The organism is Halorussus aquaticus (genome assembly GCF_024218795.1).
Classification (GTDB): domain Archaea; phylum Halobacteriota; class Halobacteria; order Halobacteriales; family Haladaptataceae; genus Halorussus; species Halorussus aquaticus.
This window is the reverse complement of record NZ_CP100403.1, coordinates 145,023-166,401: the sequence shown is the minus strand read 5'-3', so window position 1 is coordinate 166,401 and position 21,379 is coordinate 145,023. Positions and strand designations below refer to the sequence as shown.

Genomic DNA, 21,379 nt, shown 5'->3' with positions numbered 1-21,379 from the left:
TTCATGTGGTGGATATTCTCGAGTTAGCGTGTTGAGTAATGTGATAGACCGAGAAGCTGTAGGGTCAGCTCATCGCGTCCTAGAACCACCCGCGGAGCGCATCCTCGCGTTCCTCGAACTGGTCGACCCTCTCTTGCAGGTCGTCACTGACGCGCTCGATGGTGCCTTCGGGGTTGAACAGGATGTCGTTGACGATGCCGACGTACTGATCGAGGGACGCTCCCTCCTTGCCCTGGAAGAAATGCGTCAGCGCGTACGTGTCGCCGGAATGTAGCGTCCACACATCGATCTCGAAGGATGATGCCGCATTTGCTTCTGCATCGCCTGCAGCGCGCTCGGCCAGGTAGTCCGGGAAGCCCAGCAGGCTGTAGAACTCTGTGACGGTGAACGGGAGTTCCGAGAAGTCGAGGTCGATCTCCTGAGCGTCACGAATGAACTCGAAGAGGTCGTCGGCGACGAGTTCGACCTGTGCGAGGATCTCCTCCCACCAGATCCGGAAGTTCCGGACGCCGCCGACGTGCTTGATGACCTCCTTGTCGGTGAGCGAGCGCATCGTGTTCGAGCAGTAGCCGTCCTGGGCGAACCCCTCCACGTAGACGGCGTGCTCGCCGAAGAAGTCGTAGCCCGACGTGACGCCCATCGTGATCGGGTCTGATCGGCCGGGGAGGCGCACCTCGAGGCCATCGAACATAATGTCCATGTGGACTTCGCCCCCACCTCGGTAGCGCCGAATTTCCCCGAACATCACGTCGCCCAGCGGCGTCCCATCGATGGTCTCCTCGCGAAGGATCTCTTCCAGCGGGCCGTACACGTCGACCGGGTTGATGATCGAGTACGAGTCGGTCGGGATATGGAAGAGAGAATCCATTTCAGCCTCCCCTGCGGTCGCCTGTTCACGAGCTCGACTCGGCTCGACGAGCGCGTTGAAGCGCTCCGTCTCGACCCACTCGTCGGTGAATGGGTTCTGGTACGCCACGGTGGTCTCGACGGCCTGGGGGAGGTCTCGGATCGCCTCCGCGAACGTCACGGACTCTACGCCTCCGCGACGCTCCCGATACCACTCAGGGAGTTCGGTGTCGGTACGTCCGTCGACGCCAGCGAAGATGGTTCTGGACTTTGGGTCTTTCATTTCGGTCACCTCGAATCAAGAACGCTCATCGATCCGCGACTGCGTCGTCTCGCGCCCCTCTCCCGGGCGCAAAAACAACACCACGTTAACCAACAATAGCAGCTTTGCCGCTCCTGATGTTGGTTAATTCACAGCTGATATCGTGCCTCAAGTGGTTCGATCTCTCCGGCGTGGACGAGACTCGTCTGTGAGTCTGCCTCTTCGTGAAGAAGATCGACGAGTGCGAACTGCGCGCAGGCAGTGAACGAGCATTCCTCGTCGAGACACCACACATCGGCGTAGGCAATGTCGGTCTGCTCACCAGCGTAGATGGGTTTCCCGATGCCAAGGTGAGATTCGCAGTCGTCACGGGGGCAGATCGGCTCGATACGCGTGAACGTGGATGTGTCTTCCATCGAATTCATCAGTAGGGAGAGTAATTCGGCGTGATATCGCCGGTCAGGACACTGCTCTCGACGGCGTCGCTTTCACTGCCCTCGAGATCGACGATTCGATAGACGGCGTCACCGCTCCACTCGCAGTGGACACTGGAACACATCGCACTTGCGTACGCGCCGTTCTCGTTATCAAGGTGGACGCTCAGGAGGTCGAGACGCTCGCTACAGAGCGGACACTCTGCCGGAACCTGTACATACCGATAGCCCGTCGCGACGGTGATATCGTCCTGGTCGACCTCGACGCCGTGACGCTCCCCGAGCCGGTCTCGGACCGCTACGCGAATATCGTCGAGGAGTGCATGGCGCACGTCCTCGTCGACGGGGAGATCGACGCCGTCGACGGTAATCGTTAGCCGGTACGCTGTCGTCTGGTCTGCATCTTCCATTCTGGTCACCTCTGGGGGCACGTCTGCTCGCGCCCGCGCCCCTCTCGGGCGCTCAAAAACCACCAGTCGCACCCAGTGTTAACCAACAGCAGCAGTGAAACGGCCTCTTGTTGGTTAATTCAACTAACACCCCTTCGACTGTCACGACAGACTTGCGTGTTCGTCGGACCCCGCTCGGGGAATGAGTCCCAATCTTTAAGACGAATCGAGAAAATACAATATGATGGTGATGGCTCAGAGCACTCTCGATCGCATCTGGAATCGGCTCGTAGACCGCTACAACCAGGATGATGAGGCAGATTGCTGCGGCCCCACTATCGAAGAAGACCAATCTGACTCCGCAGAATCCGAGTCGGAACCCTGCTGCGAATAAACCAAACCGTACAATTCCAATATGTCTGAAACAGAGTCACCGCCGGAGGATGCCCAGGATGCACTCGAACGGCTCTACGATGATCCAGCGGCCCGGATTGCCGCCTTACAAGACGTCCGGCCATCTGAACAGGATGTCGCCGGTCAGGAGACTGTCTTCAAAGCCCTCGGAAATGAAGATCGACTCCGCGTTCTCGAGGCGCTCCGTGATTCAGAGTGCTGTGGCTGTGAATTACAGGTCGTCCTCGACGCCCCACAATCGACCGTCGCCACGCACCTCCGGAAGCTGAAAGAGGCAGGCCTGGTGAAATCGCGGAAGAAGGGGAAGTGGAGCTACTACCGTATCGCCGACACCGCGGTCTTCGAACTACTCGACCTCGCTCACGCGATCCAGGAGGACGCCTAAGATGCTTCCACCAGGTCTTGGCGAGGCACTCTTGGATTCCTGGGATTACTTCCTCCATCTCGCCGTCATTCTCGTCCCGCTGTTCATCGGGGCCTCGTTCCTCGTGGGCCTCGCACAAGAGTACCTACCCCCGGAGAAAGTCGAGCGCAAGCTCCGCGGCCACGATGAAGGAACAGGCAACGTCGCTGCCGCTGGATTAGGAGCTGTCACGCCGTTCTGCTCGTGTTCGACGGTTCCCGTCCTCGCCGGGTTGCTCCAAGCAGGGGGCACCGCTCGGACTCGCGTTCTCGTTCCTGCTCGCATCGCCACTCGTCAATGAGATCGCTATCCTCCTGCTTATCGGTCTCTTCGGAATTGAAGTCACTGTCTACTACGTCCTCATCACGTTCGTTGCCGCTATCATCGGTGGCATCGTCATTGGACGGCTGGGATTGGCCGAGCACGTCAAAGATGTCCGTGTCGTTGAGGAGACGAATCAGGCCGTCGCAACGGACGGTGGGACGGCTGACTGCTGTGCAGGTAGTTCCGTCACGGCGAACCAGTCGCACAGGCAGCACGTCGAGACGGCCGCACGTGAAGCGTGGTCGTTCTTCGTCGATACGCTCCCGTACCTCATTCTGGGGATGACGCTCGGGGCGCTGATTCACGGCGTTGTCCCCGTCGATGTCCTCCACGCCGTCCTTGGTTCTGAGAATCCGCTGGCCGTGCCACTGGCGGCGGTGGCCGGTGCGCCGGTCTACATCAGCCTCAGCGGGATGCTCCCCATCGCGGCGTCCCTGAGTGAACAGGGGATTGCTATCGGGACCGTCCTCGCGTTCGTTGTCGGTGGCGCGGGCGTGAGCATTCCGAACCTGATCCTGTTGAATAAGCTCTTCGAGCGCCGGCTGTTGTTCGTCTACGCTGGTACTGTCGTCACGATTGGGATCGTCGTTGGTGTCGTGTTCAACGTCGTCATCGTCTGATTTCCCGCTTTAGAATGCGTGACTCACGCCTTCATCGCCCTTGAACAATACCGTGACGTCGTCGATCTAGTTACCCTGACGACACTCTTCATTGGTAGAAACAGCCCTCGTATGGTATTCGCAGCCGTCTGTTGTCGTTATTCGACGGCGACGACGGCGTCGACGGTGACTGCGGCACCGCCGAGCAGGTCACAGACGCCGACCGTTGTCCGCGCGGGATAGGTCTCCTCGAAGTACTGCTCGTACGTCTCGTTCACCTGCTCGTACGCGTCCATGTCCGCGAGGTACAGGGTCACCTGGAGCACGTTCTCAGCGGTCCGCCCGTGCTGAGTGAGGACGGATTCGAGGTTCTCCAGGCAGCGTTCTAGCTGCTTCGACGCAGAGTCCTCGCTTTCCACTGTTCCATCCCGTTCCGGGAGTTGTCCCTCGACGAAGAGGAGATCGGAATCACCGGTTCGCTGGCCGAATGCGCCCGTAAACTCGGTTCCGTCGCGTTGTTTGCGAGTGGTGTCACTTGCACGCGAGACGACACGGGTTCGGGTGGTTGATTCGCTCGACATGTGTTAGTTGAATCGTTTTTCAACTAACTTAGTTCGATCGGTCTTCAACCGAACGCCTGTGTATAGCTATTGGGGTGCGTTGTTCGGGTACGCTCGCTCGTAATCGAAAGCACTAATTGAATCGTTTCTCAAGTATACGCTAATGGCACAAGCCACCGACCGATTACGACGCTATCTCGACGACGAACTCGGGGAGTGTCGCAGCGAGGACGTCGAGCGTCGGCTCGACGAACTCGGCACGCTCGAAGCAGCACTCGGAGCACCGCAGGTGAATGCTGAACTCGACGTCCTTTCGGCGCTCGCCAACGAGACGCGCTACACGCTCGTGCGTGTGCTCGTCGCGGCCCAGGAGGAACTCTGCGTCTGTGAATTGCACGCAGTCGTCGACGTGAGCGAGAGCGGGCTCAGCCATGCTCTCTCGGCGCTCGTCGACGCGGGCCTCGTCGACGGGCGGAAGGATGGGCGCTGGAAGAAGTATCGGGCGACCAACCGCGCGGTCGCCCTCGTGACCGTCCTCGAAGGGAGCGTGAGCGATGAGTAACGTCGCCACTCACGACCATGGGCCGAACTGTAGCTGTGAGAGCTGTGGTGACCCGCGGTCGATGGACTTCCTCGATAAGTACCTCACCGTCTGGATCTTCGGCGCGATGGCGATTGGCGTGGGACTGGGCTACGTTGCACCGTCGGTGACTGAGCCGATCCAGAACCTCCACCTCGTGGGAATCGGACTCGTGTTGATGATGTACCCACCGCTGGCGAAGGCGGACTACTCGCAGCTTCCGACAGTGCTCAGCAATTGGCGGGTGCTCGGGCTGAGTCTCATCCAGAACTGGCTCATCGGTCCCACCCTGATGTTCGCGCTGGCGGTCGTCTTCTTCAGTGGGCTCGTTCCCGGCCTGCCGGCCCGTCCTGAGTTCTTCCTTGGACTCATCTTCATCGGAATGGCTCGATGTATCGCGATGGTGCTCGTCTGGAACGAACTCGCCGAGGGTTCGACCGAATACGTGACCGGGTTGGTCGCGTTCAACAGCCTGTTCCAGATCATTACCTACGGGGTGTACGTCTGGTTCTTCGCGCTGTTTCTGCCCCCGCTACTGGGCATGGAGACGCTCGTCGCCGGGATTACTACCTTCGACATCACGCCGATGCAAGTGTTCGAGGCAATCGTCGTCTTCCTCGGGATTCCCTTCGCGGCAGGCTTTCTCACCCGCTATATCGGGACCCGAACCAAGGGCGAGGAGTGGTACGACGAGGTGTTCATCCCGAAGATCGACCCCCTGACGCTGGTCGCGCTGCTGTTCACCATCATCGTGATGTTCGCCACGCAGGGCGAGAACATCATCGCCGCGCCGGGAGACGTCCTGTTGATCGCGGTGCCGCTGACGATCTACTTCGTGGTGATGTTCTTCGTGAGCTTCGGCATGGGGCGCGGCATCGGTGCGGACTACTCGACGACGACCGCGATCGGGTTCAGAGCTGCCTCGAACAATTTCGAGCTGGCGATCGCGGTCGCGGTGGCGGTGTTCGGCGTCGGCTCCGGTGTTGCCTTCGCGACCGTCATCGGCCCGCTCATCGAGGTGCCGGTCTTACTCGCGCTGGTCAACGTCGCGCTCTATTTCCAGCGGAAATTCGACTGGGCTGACTCCGAGACTGGAAGTCCCGATCCATCTGCTCCTGAACCGACCACGAACGACGACTAATCACTACACAAGCCAATGTCCACGAATACTGATTCGGCTGAACCGATTCGTATCGCCTTCATGTGCGTCCAGAACGCTGGCCGTTCCCAGATGTCCACGGCGTTCGCAGAACGCGAACGCGACCGCCGTGGTCTCGACGACCGGGTCGAGATTCTGACTGGCGGGACACAGCCAGCCGACCACGTCCATGAGGAAGTGATCGAGGTGATGGACGAAGCGGGGTTCGACCTCTCTGATCGAACTCCGCGCGAAATCACGATCGATGAACTCCAATCGTGTGATTACGTTGCGACGATGGGCTGTTCCACGCTGGATGTCGGCGAGGTTGGGAGTGCTGTCGATGTGCGCGACTGGGCGCTCGACGATCCCGATGGAGCGGACTTGGAGCGAGTGCGCGAAATCCGTGACGAAATCGAACAGCGGGTCATCGCGCTGTTCGACGAATTCAGCGTCGCTACATAAGACGACAATATACCACTTTTCGGTGGGTTCAGCGATAGAGTGGCCACCACCTGTATTCTACCCGCTGTATCAGAGTACATGGATTACGTGATTGATCTCTGACGACGTGGGTCGCCGACACCAGTACACGTTGACTAGCGGGCGGTCAGATACTCGTAGAACGTTCTCGGGTCGACAATGTCGATCCCTTGGAAGGAGTCGAGATCGAGTAGATGCCGATCGCCAGAAACGAGATAGTCCACGTGACCCGCCACGGCGGCCTCAAGAAATTTGTCGTCATCGGGATCATCATCAACCGCTGTGATGTCCTCGTCTGGGTCGACGAACTCTGCGTAATACCGGATTGTTTCGACCTCCTGCTGGACGTCTTCTTCGTCCATGTGGAACTTCTCTGGGTATTTCAACAGCGTTTCTCGAAACTCAGTCAGCGTCGCGACGGACACGATAATCTCATACTCGCTATTGAACCCCTTGACGACCACGTCGTGGGGGACACCAGTTGCGATGACGCTTGAAATGAGGACGTTCGTATCGAGAACGGCTCTCATTCATCGGCGCTCCGCGCGTCGTGGACCAACTGGGTGACCTCATCCATGGAGAGATCGACCTCTTCCGATCGCTCTTCGACTCGGTGCTGGAACTCTTCGACTGAGGGGAGTTCGAGTTTCTTCAAGACCAGACCGTAGTCTGTCGGGACGACCATCAGCTTCGTCCCCTTTTCGAGGCCGAACTGTTTGCGAAGCCGACTCGGGATCGTGATCTGTCCCTTCGAGGTAACCGTCGTGACTTCAGGGTCGTCAGTACTCATTGGCAGTTCTACGTAAGAATTCCTTACGCAGCGACTTGAACCCACCGGTCAATTTGATTCCTCTGAGTGCTCCGTCATTTGCTCTAACAGTTGAGAATCAGCGCTCGGGGCCGTAGATGATTGCTGAGCGGCTTTCGTAGCCACACTCTCGACACTCGAACCACCGTTGGACTTTGGCACCGTCGGCACTCTTCTGGCCGACGACGACGTCGTCGTTTGGACACTCTGGACAGGGTAGTTCAGGGTGGGGGCGCTTTTGGAGTTCGTCGCGAAGCGATGTGGCTTCCTTCGTCGCGAATCCACGCGACCACACTGGATAGCCATCGACGAGAATCGCGGCACGCCACTTGTGGGCGTATGAGTTTGGCGCTCGGTGAAGCACCGCATGCGCGTTGGTCTCTGTATTCCAATACGCTAGTTTCGGGGTACGGCTCTTCTGCGTCCAATTTTTGATTCGTGGCATATGTACTGGTACCTCCGCGTTCGGGAGGTCCGCAGCCGCTTGATTAGTCTCGCAAGTTGCTATTGCCCTCATCACCAACGGTTAACCAACACAGCCAGTCGAACGAACAGGATGTTGGTTACTCCTCGAAGAGACAGCGGTCGGCCGCGTCATCGCCGGTGAGCGTCTGCTGATTCTCGGTAGTATCGGCGAAGAGGTTCGACTGATCACTCTCGGACGATTGCTCTACCTCCGGACGGTCGTCGACGCCGAACTCACTCGCCTCCGGCCGATCGAGTCGTGAATCACGGTCGCGGTGGTCCACGTCTGTGCCGAAGTCCTCAAGGGAGGTTTCGACGCTCGTCTCGGTCACTTCGAGCTGGCCATCCTCGCCGAACGCGGTCTGCTGCTGAATCTCGATCTCTGGTCGATCGCTCATCTGAATCAAGCCTCCACCCACTGGAGGCTCCGAAAAACTCTCCGTGAGCGCCGTCTCAATCCTCTTGAGACCGAAGCTCGCTGGCTCGGTGTTCGAGACGGCGAAGGATCTGGACTCGCTTCTGGTGCGTGTTCTCGTAGGCAACGCAGGCCCGCAGCGTCTCCATGTCGGTGATCGTCACGATACCGGCGTTGATGAGTCGCGAATTCGGTGGTTCGAGACGCTGTTCCGGTGACAGACCGCTCGATACCGTGGATTGCTCTGACGAGTTGCTCACTGAGTGTCGCCTCCGCTCCTGCTGAGGCGACGAAAAAACAGCGCCAGTTCGCTCTCCGTTTCGCGTACCTTCTCAGCGACAGACACGGACAGACACTGTCCGATGCAGGACTCGCGGTGAGGGTTGCTCCACTACTGCTGTTGATCGAGGAATTCGAGAAGCGTCTCGATATCCTCGGTCGAGGCCGATGATTGGCCGAACAGACTCTTGAACCGGTGATCGAGCCCACCCTCTTCGATGAACGCGTGTGCGTCACTGAGCTGTTGCCGAAGGGCATCAGCATCTCCGCGATGCAGATGTGTCTCGACTCGATCTAAATCGATCGAGGGAATCGCAGCAAGGACATCTGCGAGATCTGTTTTCCGGCCACTGTGGAGTTTCGCGGCGACGAGGACCTCGCCGGCAGCTGCTCGTGCAGTCGCCTGAAATCGTCGTCGGGAACTGTGCGTGCGCAGATAGTCGAACGACCACTCTGCTTGGGTCTGTCGGCAGCCGAGGCCGTTCACAAGGATGTCCACGCCGACCGGGTGGGGTATCCCTCGGTTCGTTCGAAGCATTCGATTTCCCGGTTGTAGATGGTTTCCTCTGCTGGGACGTCGAACTCCGCTGTCCGTTCGAAGCCATGCTGTTGGAGGAATGCAACGACTTCGTCGTAGTCGTCCGGTGCGATGACGAGATCGAGATCGGTCGAGAATCGTGGTTCGAACTGACTGATCGCGTAGCCGCCAACCAGGACGAACCCGATTTCTGACTGCTCTAGTTCTTCGAGCACTTCGATGAGTGCCTCGCTTCGGTCTTCTTGACTCATGTTCAGGCTGGCTCCATGCGGTACTCTGCGTCAGTGTCGACCTCGTCGTACATTCGGCCGAGCATGTCGAGTGCAGACTCGAAGGTCGCGTAGTACTCGTGTGCGAACGCCACGGTTTCCTGGAGCGGGATGACGGGCCGGCCGTCGACCAGCTCGGTATCGATTTGTGACCGTGGCTCCAGAACGACCTGGATGGCGCCATCGAGGTCTTCGGCGGGCTGGCGCTCTTCTGCAGTCGGGATTCCGAACCGATCGAAGAACTCCGCCCAGGCGTCGAGTTCGGATTCGTGGACGGCGATGAACAGCGGATAGTCCTCCGGGTCACGAGCGACCTGGTAGCCACCGCGGGTCCAGACGTAGACCGCATCGATGGCGGTGAAGGCGTAGTCCATGCCGGCGAACTGTGGGAGGACGTACGCTTCCGAGATTGACGGCGGTGAAATGTCTGCTAACGCTGTCAGGAACTCGAGACCAGCGTCTCGGATCGTCTGATCGACGAGCTGGAGGCCATCATCGTACGCGACGTATCCTGCCGCTTCGAGGCAGTTCACGACGCGCCGAATTGTCTCTCGGTTCTCGTCGATCTTCCGAGCGACGCCGGAGATGGAATCTCCTGAGTCAAGCGCGAGGATGACCTTGAGTTCCTTCTCACCGCACACTTCGTACATCCTATAGTTACACAATTCTGTGCGACACTCAAAAGAATTACTCTTCGTGTGAGTCTGTTGGCTGGATCTGACGAGCGTCTTCAGCGAGGTCGTGGATGTACTCGCGAAGCGTTTCCATGTCTTCGCGGGCATTCTCGAGCGTTTTCGCCTTCACCTTGGCCTTGATCTGGTCTTCATCTCGTGTTCCGGTTCCGCGTTTGAGTTTCACAGTCAGCGAGATACCGACGTCAGTGCGCTCGACGTGCTCCGTTGGTGACGGCTGCTCACTGTTTCCTGACGATTCGACATCCGCACGAGACGGCTGGTTGTGTTCCGACATATGTTACTCTCGGTGATCGTTGCTCAGATGGACGGTGCGACCGCTTCGTCGGACGTTTCGCGAAGGACTGATTCGATGGCGCGACCAGTGAGTCGCCAGCGTCCGTCGGGACCAGTGCAGTCCAACTGGCTCACGACCTCGTTTTTGAACTTCGTGTAATGCGCTAGGGCGACCGCTTCATCGTCGGTGTAATCGAGCAGGAGCGCGAGCGCGAGTTGCGCCGGCCCACTCCCACCGTATCCCCACTCGAAGCCCGAGGGACTGTGGTTCGCCACCTTGAGACTTTGCTCCGGGGTGAGCCGTTCTTCTCCGGGCTGTTTCTCCACGATGGCACGTCCGCGCTGTCGGTAGCCGACGTAGGCGACGTCGGGGCTATTCCTCGTGAATGTCTGTTCGTGCGATTGTGAGTCGATGGTTCCACTCATGGGTCTATTCGAGGAATGCTCGTTCGAGCACCCCCGCACCCCTCAGGGGGCGAAAAAACTCGCTGCGGTCACTGCGTCACGGATCAGGAGCTGGCTGTCCTCTCAGAAGTGGACGTCCGCCGGGACGATCCAGAGGTCGTCACTCTCGTCGAGAATCCGATCCAGCTGGCCCCGATGCCGGATACCGCTGCCGTGTTCGTCGTACAGAAAGACCGATGGGCCGTCGTACGCGCCGACCTGGTGGAAGGCGTGCCGGGCGAGGTCTTCGTCACGCATGATCTCCTCGTCGCTGCATTCGTCGAGCGCCTCCTTCACGCGGTCGAGATTCCGCTGGAACTCCTCCGTCGTGGCGTCCCAGCCACGTTCGAGCAGTTCTTCGCCCTCGTCGGACTCTACAGTGGCTGCAACCGGGAGATCGCCCCAACGGGCTGATCCAGCGACTGTCGTCTCGTCGTCGTCGAAGCAGACGTAGTAGTCAAACACAGCGCCAGCGTGTGGCACGGCGCCGACGAGTCGATCGAACACCGTCTTTCCGGTGGCCAGTGCGTCGTCTCGCGTCGATGCCTCTACCAGGGTGTAAATGACCATATGCATTGGTTTTCACCTCGGACTGCCGACGCCCGCGACTGCGCTCTGCGTCACTGCTTGGTGCGCCGGCACCCATCGCCGGCGCAATACAAACGCTACCGGAACACGCAGTCGTTAGGACGTGTCTTGCTCCGACTGGGTGACCTTCTCGACGGTTATCGTCAGATCTCCGGTTTCGTAGTCGGCCTCGAAATCGACCGCAAACGCTTCCGATTCGTAGGCGGCGTGGTAGGCGCGATGCCGTTGGAGTGACCCCGTCGCCTTGAAGTGGAAGAACGCCGCTGCTGTGTACGGTTTACTGGCGGTTTCGATCTGTGCCCCGATCGACGCTTGCAGCGCGATTTGCGGGGTATCACTATCGATTCCGGCGGCAAAGGATCGAGCTTCGTCGACGCTTGCTTGTGAATGATCGGGCGTCTCGCCGGTCAGTACGTTCACGGGCGTCTCTGTCTCGTCGGTGAACAGGACATCCTCGTATATTTGAGTCCCGAGGATTGCATCGGGGCCTAGCTCACAGTCCTCGAACGGGTCGTCGGGTGGTTGTTCAGACATGGAATCACCAAGCCCCGTGTGGGGCTCAGTGCTTCAGCCCCCGATAAACGTCTCTTCTGCACCCGCCAAGGGTTCCTCACCAGTTACACGTCGATCGACTCGAGGGAACTGAGATCCGCGTGGAGGACTTCGTCGTCGCGGATGACGTACCGCTTTGCGAGGACTGGGAACCGACATTTCGTGAACCCGGCTGTCTGGATGTCGAGTTCTTCGTTAGGCTCGAGATAGCCGGCGAGTGTTCGGAGGAACTCATGCGTCACAAGACCACCTTCGTAGTCAGGAAGGCCGTCTTCTCGGGCCTCGTAGACCTCAAAGGCGTCGTATCCCCAGATGATGAGCTCTCCTTCTTCATCCACCTCCCAATTCAGGGTCCCGAAGCAATGTGCTTCGCAGAGCTGGCGGACTGCCTGTGCATCCGTCACGACTGCGCCGGTCGATGTCGTCGCAGCTTGCAGTGTCGCCATGTCTGGACTTCACGGGGTCGCCCCCGCACCCCTGTCGGGGGCGATAAACCGACGTGAGAGGTGGCTCCCTGGGCGTGGTCGGCGACTCCAGTTAGGAGTCTGCGTGAGCGTCCGCCCCAGCTCCGTCGCCCGGCCGCGTGAGAAGACTCACCTCCTCCAGGAGGTCTCTCGCGCTCTCGACTCGCTCTCGATCCGCGTCGTTCAATCGGTCGACGTCGAGTCGGTTGAGATTGCTGAGTATACGATGCATCCGGTACCCTTGTTTGAACTCTTGCTCCATCGGAAGCCCTCACCGCTCGCCGGCGCGGAAAGACTCCCCAGTGAGACTGGCATCGGGCTTGCAGGAGATCACAGTCTTAACCAACGAACTTCGACGGTACTCGCAGGCTGTTGGTTAATCGACGCCTAGCACTGGCGCTACTCGAGACTGGGGCCGTAGCGAGCTGAGCCACACACCCGGCACTCCCAGATCGGTTGCCCCGTCCACGCCTCATCCGGGACCGACTCGCGGGTCTTGAACCGATGGTCGGTCGCTCGTCCACAGTTTTGACAGTCGAGTTCCTGAGCCGTCGGTACCGACGACACCTGGCGATCAGCCGCAGCCTCGCCAGTAGATTCGGTCAGCGCCATCGCTGGAACCAGCCACACTGCGTCGTCAGCGTCGTCGAGGACCGTGTCGAGACGCGACGCGTCGCGGATGCCGTCCCCACGCTGGTCGTAGAGCCGCGTCGGGGCCTGCTCCTGACGCTCCGACGCTCCCTGCCCGTGCCACCCAGTCCGGTCACGGGCGGCACTGAGAAGCCGCTCTCCCTCCTCTGACGACACCTGTACCGCCTCGGGGAGTGAGGACCATTGCTCGGCCAGCTGGCGCGCCGGCGCCTCGTCAAGATCGTAGATGAGCGTGTAGTCGTCGACGACCGGCTCCGCCTCGTTGGCAGAGAGGAGGTTCGCCGCGGCGCCCCCTTTCGCGACGGCGCCGTAGAACGTGGTCGACTCGACGACCAGGTGGACGATTCCGAGGAACGTCGTCGAAACCGATTCGCCCGTGCTGGTGGCTTCACTACCGAGATGGTTGGTGAGACAGAACCGGCATTTCGTTTGCCCGTCTGGGATCGATGCGCCACAGGACCGGCACTCGCCGCTGGTGGCCGTCGGTGCATCGGGGTAGCCCCCCGTGCTCGTCGCGACGCGTTGCCGCCGAGGGTCGCCTTCACACCCGTCGGCCAACTTCTCGTCCGGAATGTGGGACGCCTCGCCGGTCGGCCGCAGTTCCTCAAAGTCAGAATATCGGTTGTGCATCGGTTGGCTCGTAGGTTCTGTCGGTATCGCATTTCAACGTCCGGATGCCCTCGCTCGCCACATACTCTCGATTATGCGAGATAGTACAAACATATATGAGAGTGCGGAGCTAACACTATTGTAAGAGGTGCCAAGCATGTCCGAATCCCCGCGAGATGGCGTCCAGACGTGGGCTGAGTCGATGAGCGCCCGCGACCGCATTCGAGCGGTCGCCGAGACGCTTCGCGAACCGCGATCCGTCAACTGGATCAGCGAGCAGGCCGACGCCGCCTGGAGTACGACCAACGAGGAGCTCCAGGATCTCGTCGATCAGGGCCAGCTGCGTCGCGTCGAGGCCGGCGAGACGACACGTTACCAGCCTGATTACACGCGCCTGCTCTTCGAAGAGATACGCACGCTCATCGAGGAGAACACGCGCGAGGAGCTTCGCAACGAATTGGCCGCGATCACTGAGGAGATCGAGGAGTGGCAGGCGGCCTACGACGTCGAGACGTGGGAGGAGCTCGAACAGTCACTCGCCGACGCTGATCTCGCAAGTGCCGAGCTCCGAGAACGCCGTGACGTCATCGCGTTCTGGCGCGAGAACGAGGAGGACCGCCGCCTCATCAAGCACGCACTGGAACTCTACTCCGACGTCGAAGCCGCTCGCAAACAGATGACCGACGTGGCCGACCGCGCCACGAGCTAATCTCCCTTTCACACAGTATGATCTTTCTCGCTGGTCGCGACCGCTATACACAGCGGACCCTCCTCCGCGACGTTCACGACCGATTGACGAACCAGCCTGGGTGTGAGGACGTGCGGTATCGTCCGTCTCGACGCCGACCGCGGTACGTCATCACGGACGTCGATCCGACGACGTACTGGGGTGACTCCTACGACGCGGAGGCCGCACGACTGGAGATTCGCTTCTGGTACCCTGCCGGCGTCGACCACGAATACTACCGCATCAACTGGGTCGAACCGGAGCGGAACCTCATGCTCGGATTTCACCAGGACGCCGATCACCCAGATCTTGGGCCCTGCCACATCCAGCTCAATCACGAAGACACGCCCGTCGATCGGCATGGTGTGGCGTTTCTCGATGCGCACCCACTCGCCGCCCTCGATGACCGACTACAGCAGTTCCCGGCGGCGCTGGATGCGATTCGTTGGGAGAATGGGACGCCCTCGCTTCCTACCTGGCCAGTCTAGACAGCGAGTTCATCGAGCGTTTCGTGATGCGTCCGGACAGTTGTTGGCGTGACGTTCCCTGTCTCCGCGACGTCACGTTGCGTCACCCACTGCCCCTGTTCCTGCCCCGCTTTGTAGAGACAGGCCGCTGCGAACCCGGCCGGATGGACGCCCGTCGTGAGGCCGCGCTCCTCGAGTTCGCTTCGCAGTCGCTCGACGGCGGCTGCCTGGTCGCCGTCGCCGACGACGATCACTTCCCACGGTTTGAGGTCGATTTTCCCACCTTCGACCCAGTAGTCGATATCGCCTTCGAGGATAACCTCGGTGCCGTCTTCGAACTCGGCGTCCATATCCCGGTAGCGGTTCGCCCAGATCATACAGGGGAGCTCGGCGGCGCCGTCGGTCAGCGTGAAGTAGAGCGCCGTACTGTTCTGGTGGAGATCCGTGACCTCGCCGATACAGCGGACACCGTTGAAGGCAGGCGTGTCCTGGACGACCGATGCAATTCGGTCGTTCAGCTGTGACACGCTGAGGACCTCTCTCGAATCGGGTTCGACCGCCTGCCGTTCAGTCTCCGGTGCGTCCGCCATCTTCGTCTACTAACTTCTGAACAGGAACCTCAAAAAGCTACGTTCGAGTGACGGGGTGGGCTGCGTTACGCAGGCCTACAGATCGCGGGGCTGGACCGTCTTCCGATCGTTGGCCTCGGCACGCTCCGCGGCGTCGTCGAGCAGTTCGGCGACCTCTTCGTTGAGAGCGTCGTAGAAATCCGCCGAGACGTTGTGGTCAGAGAGTGCGTCCTTCACGGCTGCTTTGACGATTAGGTCAGACATTCCATCGCGGAGTTCTCCTGTTCACTATATAAAGGTTCGAAGTTCTCACGCAGGATTCTTCCCCCTCGTCGTATCGAATATTCGCCTTTGAGCACCAGAGAGAACATATGCCACCCCTCAAAAATAGGGAACGAACGAATGCACGATCTAACTGGGTTCCAGCGGGACATCTTGTACGTGATCGCCGGGCTCGAGGAACCACACGGGCTCGCAGTCAAGGCCGAACTCGACGATTACTACGAACAAGAGATCAACCACGGTCGACTCTATCCGAATCTCGACGACATCGTCGACAAAGGACTCCTCAAGAAAGGTGAACTCGACAAGCGGACGAACGTGTACACAGTCACACAGCGTGGACAACGCGAAATCGAGGCGCGGCGTGAGTGGGAAAACCAGCATCTGGACACTGTGGATTCAGGGACTGCATAGCGGCCTATCCAAATGAATGCAGGAATCGAACAATCACGTTCACGTTCCGATGAAGCACATCCGCAAACTCGTTACGATCCATCCGCCAGTAGGTTATCGACGAGGCGGGTGAACCGGTCGATCATCCGATCGGACAGCGAGGGGGTGATCTCTTCAAGGAGACGAGCGGTCTCAGCCGGCTTGGCTGCGACCAACGTCACGTGATTATTGGCATCTCGGTGTTTCTCGATGAGATTCTGTACCGTCAAATGATTCAAGTGCCACTCGAGGGTCCCCCGAGCAATCCCGAGGGACTCTGTAACAGCGTCCGGTCTGGATGGCCCCTGTTCGAGAACGCAGAATAAAATGTCGCGTGCTGTTTCCCGTCGAAGGACAGCGATCGCTCCCCGCTCCCACGCATCATATTTTGGTGTGTAATAGTGCGTCCGGCCATAGATGGGTAGTTCGACTATTCTTCCCTGCGTCTGGAGTTTCTTGAGATGGTACTGTACCTGTCCTGGTGCGAGGTCGAGTCTCCGCGTGAGTGCGTTAAAGTGTTCTCCAGGGTGGGTGGCGATATACTCGTGAATCCGGTCACGTTGGTGTGTCATGTATTGAAATTGGTCTCGTTCGCAATGGTTCGGGAGTGATAGACCGCAGCAATGACGAGTGCGACAAGAATGACATCAAGTCCGTGTTCGAGGAGGTGATGCTCGGCTCGTGAGAACAGGCCTACAATGGTGATCCCAGCAACCGCAGAGCGTCCAAGAAGAGCAGCCAGCGCAGCGACGATTAACAGATATGGACGGGATTGGCGCTGAACGAACGCGCCGATCGCAAGGCCCAGAAGCACCGCTGTACCTGCAGCAGCGACGGTGATCACCGCGAGCAATGGAAGGGACTGCGAGCCGGTGAACTCGCTATGGAGTGGTACAAATCCCGCCATGTGGGCCAAATTTGAAACACAGCTACCTGAGAACGTCGATTCGAGTTGACGTGGGTGTTTGAATTGGAGAGAATGGCTGGTGGTTCCAAACCTCTTCGGAGGGAGCAGCACCCAGCTGCAAACTACGATTGTCTCACTTTTTTCGTCCTTCACTATCACGACGTACACACATGTCCTCGTTCTCAGATCGCGCGCTCCTGGCGACTGTCGTTGCGGATGTCACGCTGATTCTCGGGTACATCATCAGTGCGGTTCATCCCGACCGTCGAGTGTGGCCCATCGGCGACAGCTCCTGGCGGTGGTGGTTCAATTGGTCGGCGCTCTCCGTCGTGTTCGCTGGATTTCCAGTGCTGGCCGCGTTCGATCGGGGCTCATTAATATTCACCGAACGCTGGAGCAAACTCGCAGGCAGCGGTATCGCCGCACTTGGCATGGGGTTTGCCCTATCGGCCCTCTTCGAACTTGGGTGGATGGAAAGCAGTGGAAGAGAAGGAGAGCTTCGAACGGACGGAATCTATCAGTACACACGAAACCCCCAGAGTGTGGGATTCATCACATTCATCGTGGGTGTGCTCCTCGCCACGAACTCTCAGAAATTGGTGGTGCATGGCGTCCTAACGATTGTTGTGTACGCGCTGTTCCCGTTTGCCGAAGAGCCGTGGCTACGAGAACAATACGGACAAGAATACGAAGAGTACCGTGAGCGGACGCCTCGGTTTATCGGTTGGGGACTACTAAAGAAGCTTGTCGGCAAATAGCTCGCTACCAACCTCAAGGAGGGATTCGAGAACTCTACCAGAATCGCTTTTCGGCTGACTTCCTAACTGCCGGGTAATGACTGATGAGAGGGGTATCCCTCGCAGAGAATTTCTCAAGTCGGCCGTCGCGATCGGAGGAACAGCGGCGTTTAGTGCCTGTCTGGGCCGTGAAGGAGTTGATGTCCCGATAGGGCCGGATAATTTCTCGTCGTATCCACAACGGCAGCACGCTTGGAACGAAGCCCTCCCACGGGACGACCACGGGAACGTCGTCGCTCCGAACCATCGTGTGCTCCTTTATCTGAATTACCGACGAGAGGGTCAACCGAACGGAGACGACCGCGACCAAGTTGAGACAGCTCTCCGTGGCATCGAACACGCCTACGAGCGAAGCGGGGACGGGTTACTGCTCACGGTGAGTTATTCCCCAGCATACTTCGACCGATTCGACGAATCCCTTCCCGAAGGCGTTGACCTCACCGATCCGGAAGCACTCGCTCCGTTCGAGGATCCCGATCTGGATACACCCGATGCAGTCGTCCATCTCGCGAGTAATACGGCACAGGTGGTGCTCGGCGCTGAAGAAGCCCTTAAGGGGAACAAATCGACGCTCAACGGTGTCGAACAGCCCGACGCGACACTCACCGATGTCTTTGCCGTCGCCGACCGGCGAACGGGATTTGTCGGGGATGGGCTCCCGGCGGAGAACGCAGACGATGCGAAGGGTGTTCCGGCCGACAAGGTCTCCGAGAACGCTCCACTGTTTATGGGTTTCAAATCCGGATTCAAAAAGAACCAGGCCAGTGAAGATCGCGTGACGATCCAGTCGGGCCCGTTCACCGGTGCAACGACTCAACACATCTCCAAGCTCCAGCTCAACCTCAACCAGTGGTACAATCAGGACGATCGCTGGCAGCGTGAGGCGAAAATGTTCTGTCCGTACCACGCCGAGAACGACGTAATCGAGGGGGCTGGAGACAATCTCGGAACCAGCAGCAAAATCGACGACTGTCGGCCAACGGATGAAACAGCCCGCGAGATGGGCGTCGTCGGCCACTCTCAGAAATCCGCCCGCGCTCGCGATGACGATGACTCACCGCTCATCCTGCGACGTGACTTCGATTCTACCGACGATGGAGCCGCTAGCCTCCACTTTCTCGCTCTCCAGCGACGAATCACCGATTTCGTCGACACAAGAGAAGCGATGAACGGAACTGATATCACCGAGCAGTCGGCAGTCGGTCAGCGGAACAACAACGGCATCCTGCAGTACATCCGTACGGAGCGCCGCGGTAATTTCCTCGTTCCTCCGAGGTCGTTGCGGTCGCTACCGCCTGCACAGCCGGCTGGAGACGCACAAGAGGTGACACATGAATCGTCGTGACGTGCTTCGAATGGTGGGAGGCAGTTCACTCGTGGGGCTCGCGGGGTGTACCGGCCTGTTCGAGACGCAATCAGCACGGGCACCACCGCTCCCCGAGAACCGACCAGACGCAGTCTACTATCCGACCCACTACGAGGGCATGAAAATACCCGGAATGAAGGAACAGGGCGGGTACAGGTGTGCGCTCACGTACTCGTATGCGCACCGGTTCTGGCTAATGAAGCCAAATGGTATCACTATGGTCGAGATTCAATCCGAGGATTCGATCCATCTCATGCCGGTCGTTTGGGATACACAGACGGGAATCATCCCACCCGACATCAATCCGCAACTCACGATCATGCAGGACAGCGAGTCAATCGACCAGTTCGCGCCGTGGCCGATGCTCTCCCAGCCGATGGGCTTTCACTTCGGCGATAACGCACAACTCCAGGGCGACGGCACATACACTGTGGAGATCAGCATCGGCGGGCCGTCGACGCGGCGGACGGGATCACTGGCCGAGAACCAGGGGAACACATCCTTCACGTTCGAGTTCGAGTTCAGCGAATCGACGCTCAATGAGATCTCGTATACGGACATCCCCGACGACAAGGAAGGCACGAAGGGTGCTGTCGACCTAATGGACATGGAGATGTTGCCAAACTCGCAGGTACCGACACCGGACGCGCTCCCCGGCAACGTCCGTGGATCGGGGACGAGCGGGGACGCAAAGTTTGTGGTAACACTCCTCAATGATGCGTCGCGTTTCGGTGGGAACGAGGAGCAGAAGTACCTCGCTGTTTCTCCACGCACGCCCTACAATCGAACGATGCTTCCGATGATGTCGCTTTCGGCGACACTGCGACGTGCCGGTACGTCGGTGTTCGACGAGATTCTACAGCCCACCATCGATCCAGATCTCCGTTATCACTACGGAACCACGGTCGCAGACGTACAGATGGGAGATGAGCTGACAATCACAGTCGATGCGCCCCCACAAACGTCTCGCCATGAGGGATACGAGACAGCCTTCGTTGATATGCCAGACGTGCAGGTGACGTTGTAGTTTCAAAGGTGTCTTTAGAATTCCAATCGAAGCCGAAACCATGGAAGAGAAGCACCTCCTACTGGCGGCGTTACTCGGCGTTGTCTCACTACTGGTACTCACCGGGTTCGTCGTTCGCCTGGCGTAGGTGTTCCCAGAGTGGCCGAGGCTTGCAGTTACAGACACCCCCGGTTGGCGGCATCGGGATTGAGTTGATATGGACCAACCAAACATAGCATTTCAGGTGAGACAATGAATCGGCGAACGTTTCTCAGACAAGGGACCGCTCTCACAGGTGGACTGTTACTGCCTGGTTGCCTAGGGCGGCTCGGATTCGAGACGCAGTCTGCATGGCGTGATCCACCGCTTGTGGAGGATCGACCTGATGCCGTCTACTATCCTGCTATCATCGAAGGGATGGGAATGTACGGAACGACGACGGCCGGCGATCTCGGATTTGCGCTGATGCACTCTTTCCCGCACCGGTTCTGGAACCTCACCGGTTCACGCAAGACGAAAGTCGTCGTCCGGTCGAATGATTCGGTGCATCTGATGGCGAGTGTCTGGGACACCGAGACGGAGACGATTCTCCCGGTCGACGTCTCTGTCGACATCAGTAACAGCGACGGCCAGATCTCCTCTACCAACCTCTGGCCGATGATTTCGCCGAATATGGGATTCCACTACGGCGACAATATTGCGCTTCCGGGAGAAGGCCAGTACGATGTGACGCTCCAGGTCGGCCCACTACAGACTGCTCGTACTGACCCGCTCAAGGGCCGATTTAGCCAGGGGCAGTCAGCTTCGATGCAGTTCACGTTCGATACGAGTGAGACGTACAACTTGGAGATCCGTCGATTGGGCGAGAAAGCGGGCACCCGCGGGACCGTCGATCTCGTGAACATGGAAATGATCCCTGAACCGATCGTACCGACAACATCTGAGCTTCCAGGTCGATTACTCCACGAGGGACAGTCTGGTGACGCGACGATGCTCGTCGCTCTCGTCGATGGAGACCATCGATTTCGTGATGCAGTGGGCCCCTACCTGTTCGTTTCCCCGCGAACCCCCTACAACCGCGTGATGCTCCCGCGGATGGCGCTGTCAGCAACGATCAACCGAAGCGGGGACACAATCGCCCAAGGGTCACTTCAAGCGACCCTCGATCCCGCTCTCGGGAGCATCTATGGGATGACGCTTGACGAGCTCAGATCGGGCGACACGGTCAGAATCGCCGTTGATACGCCTCCACAACTGGCGCGTCACGATGGCTACGAAACCGCGTTCATCGATATGGACCCAATAGAGTTCACTGTCGAGTGACTCCACACACAGTCAGATCGC

The 21,379-nt window shown here is 59.0% G+C and carries 31 protein-coding genes and 4 pseudogenes; 12 read left to right on the top strand and 23 right to left on the bottom strand.

Annotated elements, in window-relative coordinates; all coding sequences use genetic code 11:
- Positions 1-79: 79 nt before the first annotated feature.
- The 3 genes from NGM06_RS23375 to NGM06_RS23365 form a co-directional block, all read right to left on the bottom strand.
- Positions 80-1,129 (bottom strand): hypothetical protein, encoded by a 1,050-nt coding sequence (locus NGM06_RS23375; protein ID WP_232688904.1) that lies wholly within the window; start codon positions 1,127-1,129, stop codon positions 80-82.
- A gap of 128 nt (positions 1,130-1,257) precedes the next feature.
- On the bottom strand, positions 1,258-1,524 hold the full coding sequence (locus NGM06_RS23370) for a hypothetical protein (RefSeq protein WP_232688903.1): 267 nt from the start codon (positions 1,522-1,524) through the stop codon (positions 1,258-1,260).
- A gap of 8 nt (positions 1,525-1,532) precedes the next feature.
- The gene (locus NGM06_RS23365; protein ID WP_232688902.1) at positions 1,533-1,952 is read right to left on the bottom strand and encodes a hypothetical protein; all 420 of its coding nucleotides are present in this window, start codon (positions 1,950-1,952) and stop codon (positions 1,533-1,535) included.
- 394 nt (positions 1,953-2,346) lie between these two features.
- Here NGM06_RS23365 and NGM06_RS23360 point away from each other — a divergent pair, with 394 nt between their 5' ends.
- Both NGM06_RS23360 and NGM06_RS23355 read left to right on the top strand, forming a co-directional pair.
- Positions 2,347-2,730: an ArsR/SmtB family transcription factor gene (locus NGM06_RS23360; RefSeq protein ID WP_232688901.1), complete on the top strand. Its 384-nt coding sequence runs from the start codon at positions 2,347-2,349 to the stop codon at positions 2,728-2,730.
- A 1-nt stretch (position 2,731) separates the two neighbouring features.
- Positions 2,732-3,692: pseudogene (locus tag NGM06_RS23355) on the top strand (permease).
- A gap of 137 nt (positions 3,693-3,829) precedes the next feature.
- On the opposite strand, the gene NGM06_RS23350 reads toward NGM06_RS23355, so the two are convergent.
- Positions 3,830-4,252, bottom strand: coding sequence for a RidA family protein (locus NGM06_RS23350; protein ID WP_254270752.1), 423 nt, complete (start codon positions 4,250-4,252; stop codon positions 3,830-3,832).
- 142 nt (positions 4,253-4,394) lie between these two features.
- On the opposite strand from NGM06_RS23350, the gene NGM06_RS23345 reads away from it, so the two are divergent.
- From NGM06_RS23345 to NGM06_RS23335, 3 genes are read left to right on the top strand one after another with little or no spacing between them, the layout of a single operon-like run.
- Positions 4,395-4,793, top strand: coding sequence for an ArsR/SmtB family transcription factor (locus tag NGM06_RS23345; RefSeq protein WP_232688898.1), 399 nt, complete (start codon positions 4,395-4,397; stop codon positions 4,791-4,793).
- Positions 4,786-5,952 carry an ACR3 family arsenite efflux transporter gene (arsB, locus tag NGM06_RS23340; RefSeq protein ID WP_303659018.1) on the top strand — a complete coding sequence of 389 codons (1,167 nt, stop codon included), beginning with the start codon at positions 4,786-4,788 and terminating at the stop codon, positions 5,950-5,952. Before NGM06_RS23345 ends, arsB begins: the two co-directional genes overlap by 8 nt.
- A 15-nt stretch (positions 5,953-5,967) precedes the next feature.
- Positions 5,968-6,414, top strand: coding sequence for a low molecular weight phosphatase family protein (locus NGM06_RS23335; protein ID WP_254270750.1), 447 nt, complete (start codon positions 5,968-5,970; stop codon positions 6,412-6,414).
- Positions 6,415-6,548: 134 nt separating this feature from the next.
- Here NGM06_RS23335 and NGM06_RS23330 read toward each other — a convergent pair whose 3' ends face one another.
- The 14 genes and pseudogenes from NGM06_RS23330 to NGM06_RS23270 all read right to left on the bottom strand — a co-directional run bounded on the left by NGM06_RS23330 (position 6,549) and on the right by NGM06_RS23270 (position 13,503).
- Positions 6,549-6,962 (bottom strand): putative toxin-antitoxin system toxin component, PIN family, encoded by a 414-nt coding sequence (locus NGM06_RS23330; protein WP_254270749.1) that lies wholly within the window; start codon positions 6,960-6,962, stop codon positions 6,549-6,551.
- Positions 6,959-7,222 (bottom strand): AbrB/MazE/SpoVT family DNA-binding domain-containing protein, encoded by a 264-nt coding sequence (locus tag NGM06_RS23325; RefSeq protein WP_254270748.1) that lies wholly within the window; start codon positions 7,220-7,222, stop codon positions 6,959-6,961. Before NGM06_RS23325 ends, NGM06_RS23330 begins: the two co-directional genes overlap by 4 nt.
- Before the next feature lie 97 nt (positions 7,223-7,319).
- Positions 7,320-7,685, bottom strand: coding sequence for a DUF7568 family protein (locus NGM06_RS23320; RefSeq protein ID WP_254270747.1), 366 nt, complete (start codon positions 7,683-7,685; stop codon positions 7,320-7,322).
- A gap of 118 nt (positions 7,686-7,803) precedes the next feature.
- A complete protein-coding gene (locus tag NGM06_RS23315; protein WP_254270746.1) occupies positions 7,804-8,103 on the bottom strand; it encodes a hypothetical protein in 300 nt (99 codons plus the stop codon).
- 55 nt (positions 8,104-8,158) lie between these two features.
- Positions 8,159-8,380, bottom strand: a complete 222-nt coding sequence (locus tag NGM06_RS23310) for a DUF8129 domain-containing protein (protein WP_254270745.1) — start codon at positions 8,378-8,380, stop codon at positions 8,159-8,161.
- A 131-nt stretch (positions 8,381-8,511) separates the two neighbouring features.
- Positions 8,512-9,188: pseudogene (locus NGM06_RS23305) on the bottom strand (nucleotidyltransferase domain-containing protein).
- 2 nt (positions 9,189-9,190) lie between these two features.
- The gene (locus NGM06_RS23300) at positions 9,191-9,856 is read right to left on the bottom strand and encodes a helix-turn-helix domain-containing protein (RefSeq protein WP_254270744.1); all 666 of its coding nucleotides are present in this window, start codon (positions 9,854-9,856) and stop codon (positions 9,191-9,193) included.
- Positions 9,857-9,893: 37 nt separating this feature from the next.
- Positions 9,894-10,175: a DUF7389 domain-containing protein gene (locus tag NGM06_RS23295; protein WP_254270957.1), complete on the bottom strand. Its 282-nt coding sequence runs from the start codon at positions 10,173-10,175 to the stop codon at positions 9,894-9,896.
- A gap of 23 nt (positions 10,176-10,198) precedes the next feature.
- Positions 10,199-10,600, bottom strand: a complete 402-nt coding sequence (locus tag NGM06_RS23290) for a DUF6166 domain-containing protein (protein WP_254270956.1) — start codon at positions 10,598-10,600, stop codon at positions 10,199-10,201.
- Positions 10,601-10,702: 102 nt separating this feature from the next.
- The gene (locus NGM06_RS23285) at positions 10,703-11,194 is read right to left on the bottom strand and encodes a DUF7995 family protein (protein WP_254270955.1); all 492 of its coding nucleotides are present in this window, start codon (positions 11,192-11,194) and stop codon (positions 10,703-10,705) included.
- 108 nt (positions 11,195-11,302) lie between these two features.
- On the bottom strand, positions 11,303-11,740 hold the full coding sequence (locus tag NGM06_RS23280; RefSeq protein ID WP_254270954.1) for a DUF8025 family protein: 438 nt from the start codon (positions 11,738-11,740) through the stop codon (positions 11,303-11,305).
- An 83-nt stretch (positions 11,741-11,823) separates the two neighbouring features.
- Positions 11,824-12,204 (bottom strand): hypothetical protein, encoded by a 381-nt coding sequence (locus NGM06_RS23275; RefSeq protein ID WP_254270953.1) that lies wholly within the window; start codon positions 12,202-12,204, stop codon positions 11,824-11,826.
- A gap of 91 nt (positions 12,205-12,295) precedes the next feature.
- Positions 12,296-12,484 carry a DUF8012 family protein gene (locus NGM06_RS24420; RefSeq protein ID WP_368410527.1) on the bottom strand — a complete coding sequence of 63 codons (189 nt, stop codon included), beginning with the start codon at positions 12,482-12,484 and terminating at the stop codon, positions 12,296-12,298.
- Positions 12,485-12,621: 137 nt separating this feature from the next.
- Positions 12,622-13,503: a biosurfactant protein 1 gene (locus NGM06_RS23270; RefSeq protein WP_254270952.1), complete on the bottom strand. Its 882-nt coding sequence runs from the start codon at positions 13,501-13,503 to the stop codon at positions 12,622-12,624.
- A 136-nt stretch (positions 13,504-13,639) separates the two neighbouring features.
- On the opposite strand from NGM06_RS23270, the gene NGM06_RS23265 reads away from it, so the two are divergent.
- Together NGM06_RS23265 and NGM06_RS24415 are read left to right on the top strand one after the other, a co-directional pair.
- The gene (locus NGM06_RS23265; RefSeq protein ID WP_254270951.1) at positions 13,640-14,191 is read left to right on the top strand and encodes a DUF7342 family protein; all 552 of its coding nucleotides are present in this window, start codon (positions 13,640-13,642) and stop codon (positions 14,189-14,191) included.
- 17 nt (positions 14,192-14,208) lie between these two features.
- Positions 14,209-14,697 carry a hypothetical protein gene (locus NGM06_RS24415; protein ID WP_368410526.1) on the top strand — a complete coding sequence of 163 codons (489 nt, stop codon included), beginning with the start codon at positions 14,209-14,211 and terminating at the stop codon, positions 14,695-14,697.
- Here the strand turns inward: NGM06_RS24415 and NGM06_RS24410 are convergent.
- The 3 genes and pseudogenes from NGM06_RS24410 to NGM06_RS23250 all read right to left on the bottom strand — a co-directional run.
- Positions 14,694-14,885: pseudogene (locus NGM06_RS24410) on the bottom strand (transcription initiation factor IIB family protein); the annotation flags it as partial. The gene NGM06_RS24415 and the pseudogene NGM06_RS24410 overlap by 4 nt on opposite strands.
- A gap of 66 nt (positions 14,886-14,951) precedes the next feature.
- A pseudogene (locus NGM06_RS24405) lies at positions 14,952-15,266 on the bottom strand (exodeoxyribonuclease VII large subunit); the annotation flags it as partial.
- Positions 15,267-15,341: 75 nt separating this feature from the next.
- Positions 15,342-15,509 carry a DNA-binding protein gene (locus tag NGM06_RS23250; RefSeq protein ID WP_004048632.1) on the bottom strand — a complete coding sequence of 56 codons (168 nt, stop codon included), beginning with the start codon at positions 15,507-15,509 and terminating at the stop codon, positions 15,342-15,344.
- A 138-nt stretch (positions 15,510-15,647) separates the two neighbouring features.
- On the opposite strand from NGM06_RS23250, the gene NGM06_RS23245 reads away from it, so the two are divergent.
- Positions 15,648-15,941, top strand: coding sequence for a PadR family transcriptional regulator (locus NGM06_RS23245; RefSeq protein ID WP_254270962.1), 294 nt, complete (start codon positions 15,648-15,650; stop codon positions 15,939-15,941).
- 71 nt (positions 15,942-16,012) lie between these two features.
- On the opposite strand, the gene NGM06_RS23240 is transcribed toward NGM06_RS23245, so the two are convergent.
- Positions 16,013-16,531 (bottom strand): winged helix-turn-helix transcriptional regulator, encoded by a 519-nt coding sequence (locus NGM06_RS23240; protein WP_254270948.1) that lies wholly within the window; start codon positions 16,529-16,531, stop codon positions 16,013-16,015.
- Positions 16,528-17,025, bottom strand: a complete 498-nt coding sequence (locus NGM06_RS23235) for a DUF7471 family protein (protein WP_254270947.1) — start codon at positions 17,023-17,025, stop codon at positions 16,528-16,530. Before NGM06_RS23235 ends, NGM06_RS23240 begins: the two co-directional genes overlap by 4 nt.
- Positions 17,026-17,036: 11 nt before the next feature.
- On the opposite strand from NGM06_RS23235, the gene NGM06_RS23230 reads away from it, so the two are divergent.
- The 4 genes from NGM06_RS23230 (at position 17,037) to NGM06_RS23215 (ending at position 21,358) form a co-directional block, all read left to right on the top strand.
- Entirely contained in the window at positions 17,037-17,624 is a 588-nt protein-coding gene (locus NGM06_RS23230; RefSeq protein WP_254270946.1) for a methyltransferase family protein, read from the top strand.
- 76 nt (positions 17,625-17,700) lie between these two features.
- Positions 17,701-19,008: a DUF7405 family protein gene (locus NGM06_RS23225; protein ID WP_254270945.1), complete on the top strand. Its 1,308-nt coding sequence runs from the start codon at positions 17,701-17,703 to the stop codon at positions 19,006-19,008.
- Entirely contained in the window at positions 18,995-20,056 is a 1,062-nt protein-coding gene (locus NGM06_RS23220) for an iron transporter (protein WP_254270944.1), read from the top strand. The genes NGM06_RS23225 and NGM06_RS23220 overlap by 14 nt, the downstream gene beginning before the upstream one ends.
- A gap of 231 nt (positions 20,057-20,287) precedes the next feature.
- On the top strand, positions 20,288-21,358 hold the full coding sequence (locus tag NGM06_RS23215; RefSeq protein WP_254270943.1) for an iron transporter: 1,071 nt from the start codon (positions 20,288-20,290) through the stop codon (positions 21,356-21,358).
- Positions 21,359-21,379 lie beyond the last annotated feature (21 nt).

Excerpts from the sequence above, each read along its gene's own strand:
- NGM06_RS23350 (WP_254270752.1), bottom strand. The coding sequence starts at position 4,252 with ATGTCGAGCGAATCAACCACCCGAACCCGTGTCGTCTCGCGTGCAAGT.
- NGM06_RS23345 (WP_232688898.1), top strand. The coding sequence starts at position 4,395 with ATGGCACAAGCCACCGACCGATTACGACGCTATCTCGACGACGAACTC.
- NGM06_RS23280 (WP_254270954.1), bottom strand. The coding sequence starts at position 11,740 with ATGTCTGAACAACCACCCGACGACCCGTTCGAGGACTGTGAGCTAGGC.
- NGM06_RS23240 (WP_254270948.1), bottom strand. The coding sequence starts at position 16,531 with ATGACACACCAACGTGACCGGATTCACGAGTATATCGCCACCCACCCT.
- NGM06_RS23365 (WP_232688902.1), bottom strand. The coding sequence starts at position 1,952 with ATGGAAGATGCAGACCAGACGACAGCGTACCGGCTAACGATTACCGTC.
- NGM06_RS23285 (WP_254270955.1), bottom strand. The coding sequence starts at position 11,194 with ATGCATATGGTCATTTACACCCTGGTAGAGGCATCGACGCGAGACGAC.
- NGM06_RS23275 (WP_254270953.1), bottom strand. The coding sequence starts at position 12,204 with ATGGCGACACTGCAAGCTGCGACGACATCGACCGGCGCAGTCGTGACG.
- NGM06_RS24420 (WP_368410527.1), bottom strand. The coding sequence starts at position 12,484 with ATGGAGCAAGAGTTCAAACAAGGGTACCGGATGCATCGTATACTCAGC.
- NGM06_RS23335 (WP_254270750.1), top strand. The coding sequence starts at position 5,968 with ATGTCCACGAATACTGATTCGGCTGAACCGATTCGTATCGCCTTCATG.
- NGM06_RS23270 (WP_254270952.1), bottom strand. The coding sequence starts at position 13,503 with ATGCACAACCGATATTCTGACTTTGAGGAACTGCGGCCGACCGGCGAG.
- NGM06_RS23220 (WP_254270944.1), top strand. The coding sequence starts at position 18,995 with ATGAATCGTCGTGACGTGCTTCGAATGGTGGGAGGCAGTTCACTCGTG.
- NGM06_RS23360 (WP_232688901.1), top strand. The coding sequence starts at position 2,347 with ATGTCTGAAACAGAGTCACCGCCGGAGGATGCCCAGGATGCACTCGAA.
- NGM06_RS23230 (WP_254270946.1), top strand. The coding sequence starts at position 17,037 with ATGTCCTCGTTCTCAGATCGCGCGCTCCTGGCGACTGTCGTTGCGGAT.
- NGM06_RS23330 (WP_254270749.1), bottom strand. The coding sequence starts at position 6,962 with ATGAGAGCCGTTCTCGATACGAACGTCCTCATTTCAAGCGTCATCGCA.
- NGM06_RS23300 (WP_254270744.1), bottom strand. The coding sequence starts at position 9,856 with ATGTACGAAGTGTGCGGTGAGAAGGAACTCAAGGTCATCCTCGCGCTT.
- NGM06_RS23320 (WP_254270747.1), bottom strand. The coding sequence starts at position 7,685 with ATGCCACGAATCAAAAATTGGACGCAGAAGAGCCGTACCCCGAAACTA.
- NGM06_RS23215 (WP_254270943.1), top strand. The coding sequence starts at position 20,288 with ATGAATCGGCGAACGTTTCTCAGACAAGGGACCGCTCTCACAGGTGGA.
- NGM06_RS23315 (WP_254270746.1), bottom strand. The coding sequence starts at position 8,103 with ATGAGCGATCGACCAGAGATCGAGATTCAGCAGCAGACCGCGTTCGGC.
- NGM06_RS23290 (WP_254270956.1), bottom strand. The coding sequence starts at position 10,600 with ATGAGTGGAACCATCGACTCACAATCGCACGAACAGACATTCACGAGG.
- NGM06_RS23295 (WP_254270957.1), bottom strand. The coding sequence starts at position 10,175 with ATGTCGGAACACAACCAGCCGTCTCGTGCGGATGTCGAATCGTCAGGA.
- NGM06_RS23225 (WP_254270945.1), top strand. The coding sequence starts at position 17,701 with ATGACTGATGAGAGGGGTATCCCTCGCAGAGAATTTCTCAAGTCGGCC.
- NGM06_RS23250 (WP_004048632.1), bottom strand. The coding sequence starts at position 15,509 with ATGTCTGACCTAATCGTCAAAGCAGCCGTGAAGGACGCACTCTCTGAC.
- NGM06_RS23245 (WP_254270962.1), top strand. The coding sequence starts at position 15,648 with ATGCACGATCTAACTGGGTTCCAGCGGGACATCTTGTACGTGATCGCC.
- NGM06_RS23325 (WP_254270748.1), bottom strand. The coding sequence starts at position 7,222 with ATGAGTACTGACGACCCTGAAGTCACGACGGTTACCTCGAAGGGACAG.
- NGM06_RS23370 (WP_232688903.1), bottom strand. The coding sequence starts at position 1,524 with ATGGAAGACACATCCACGTTCACGCGTATCGAGCCGATCTGCCCCCGT.
- arsB (WP_303659018.1), top strand. The coding sequence starts at position 4,786 with ATGAGTAACGTCGCCACTCACGACCATGGGCCGAACTGTAGCTGTGAG.
- NGM06_RS23265 (WP_254270951.1), top strand. The coding sequence starts at position 13,640 with ATGTCCGAATCCCCGCGAGATGGCGTCCAGACGTGGGCTGAGTCGATG.
- NGM06_RS23375 (WP_232688904.1), bottom strand. The coding sequence starts at position 1,129 with ATGAAAGACCCAAAGTCCAGAACCATCTTCGCTGGCGTCGACGGACGT.
- NGM06_RS24415 (WP_368410526.1), top strand. The coding sequence starts at position 14,209 with ATGATCTTTCTCGCTGGTCGCGACCGCTATACACAGCGGACCCTCCTC.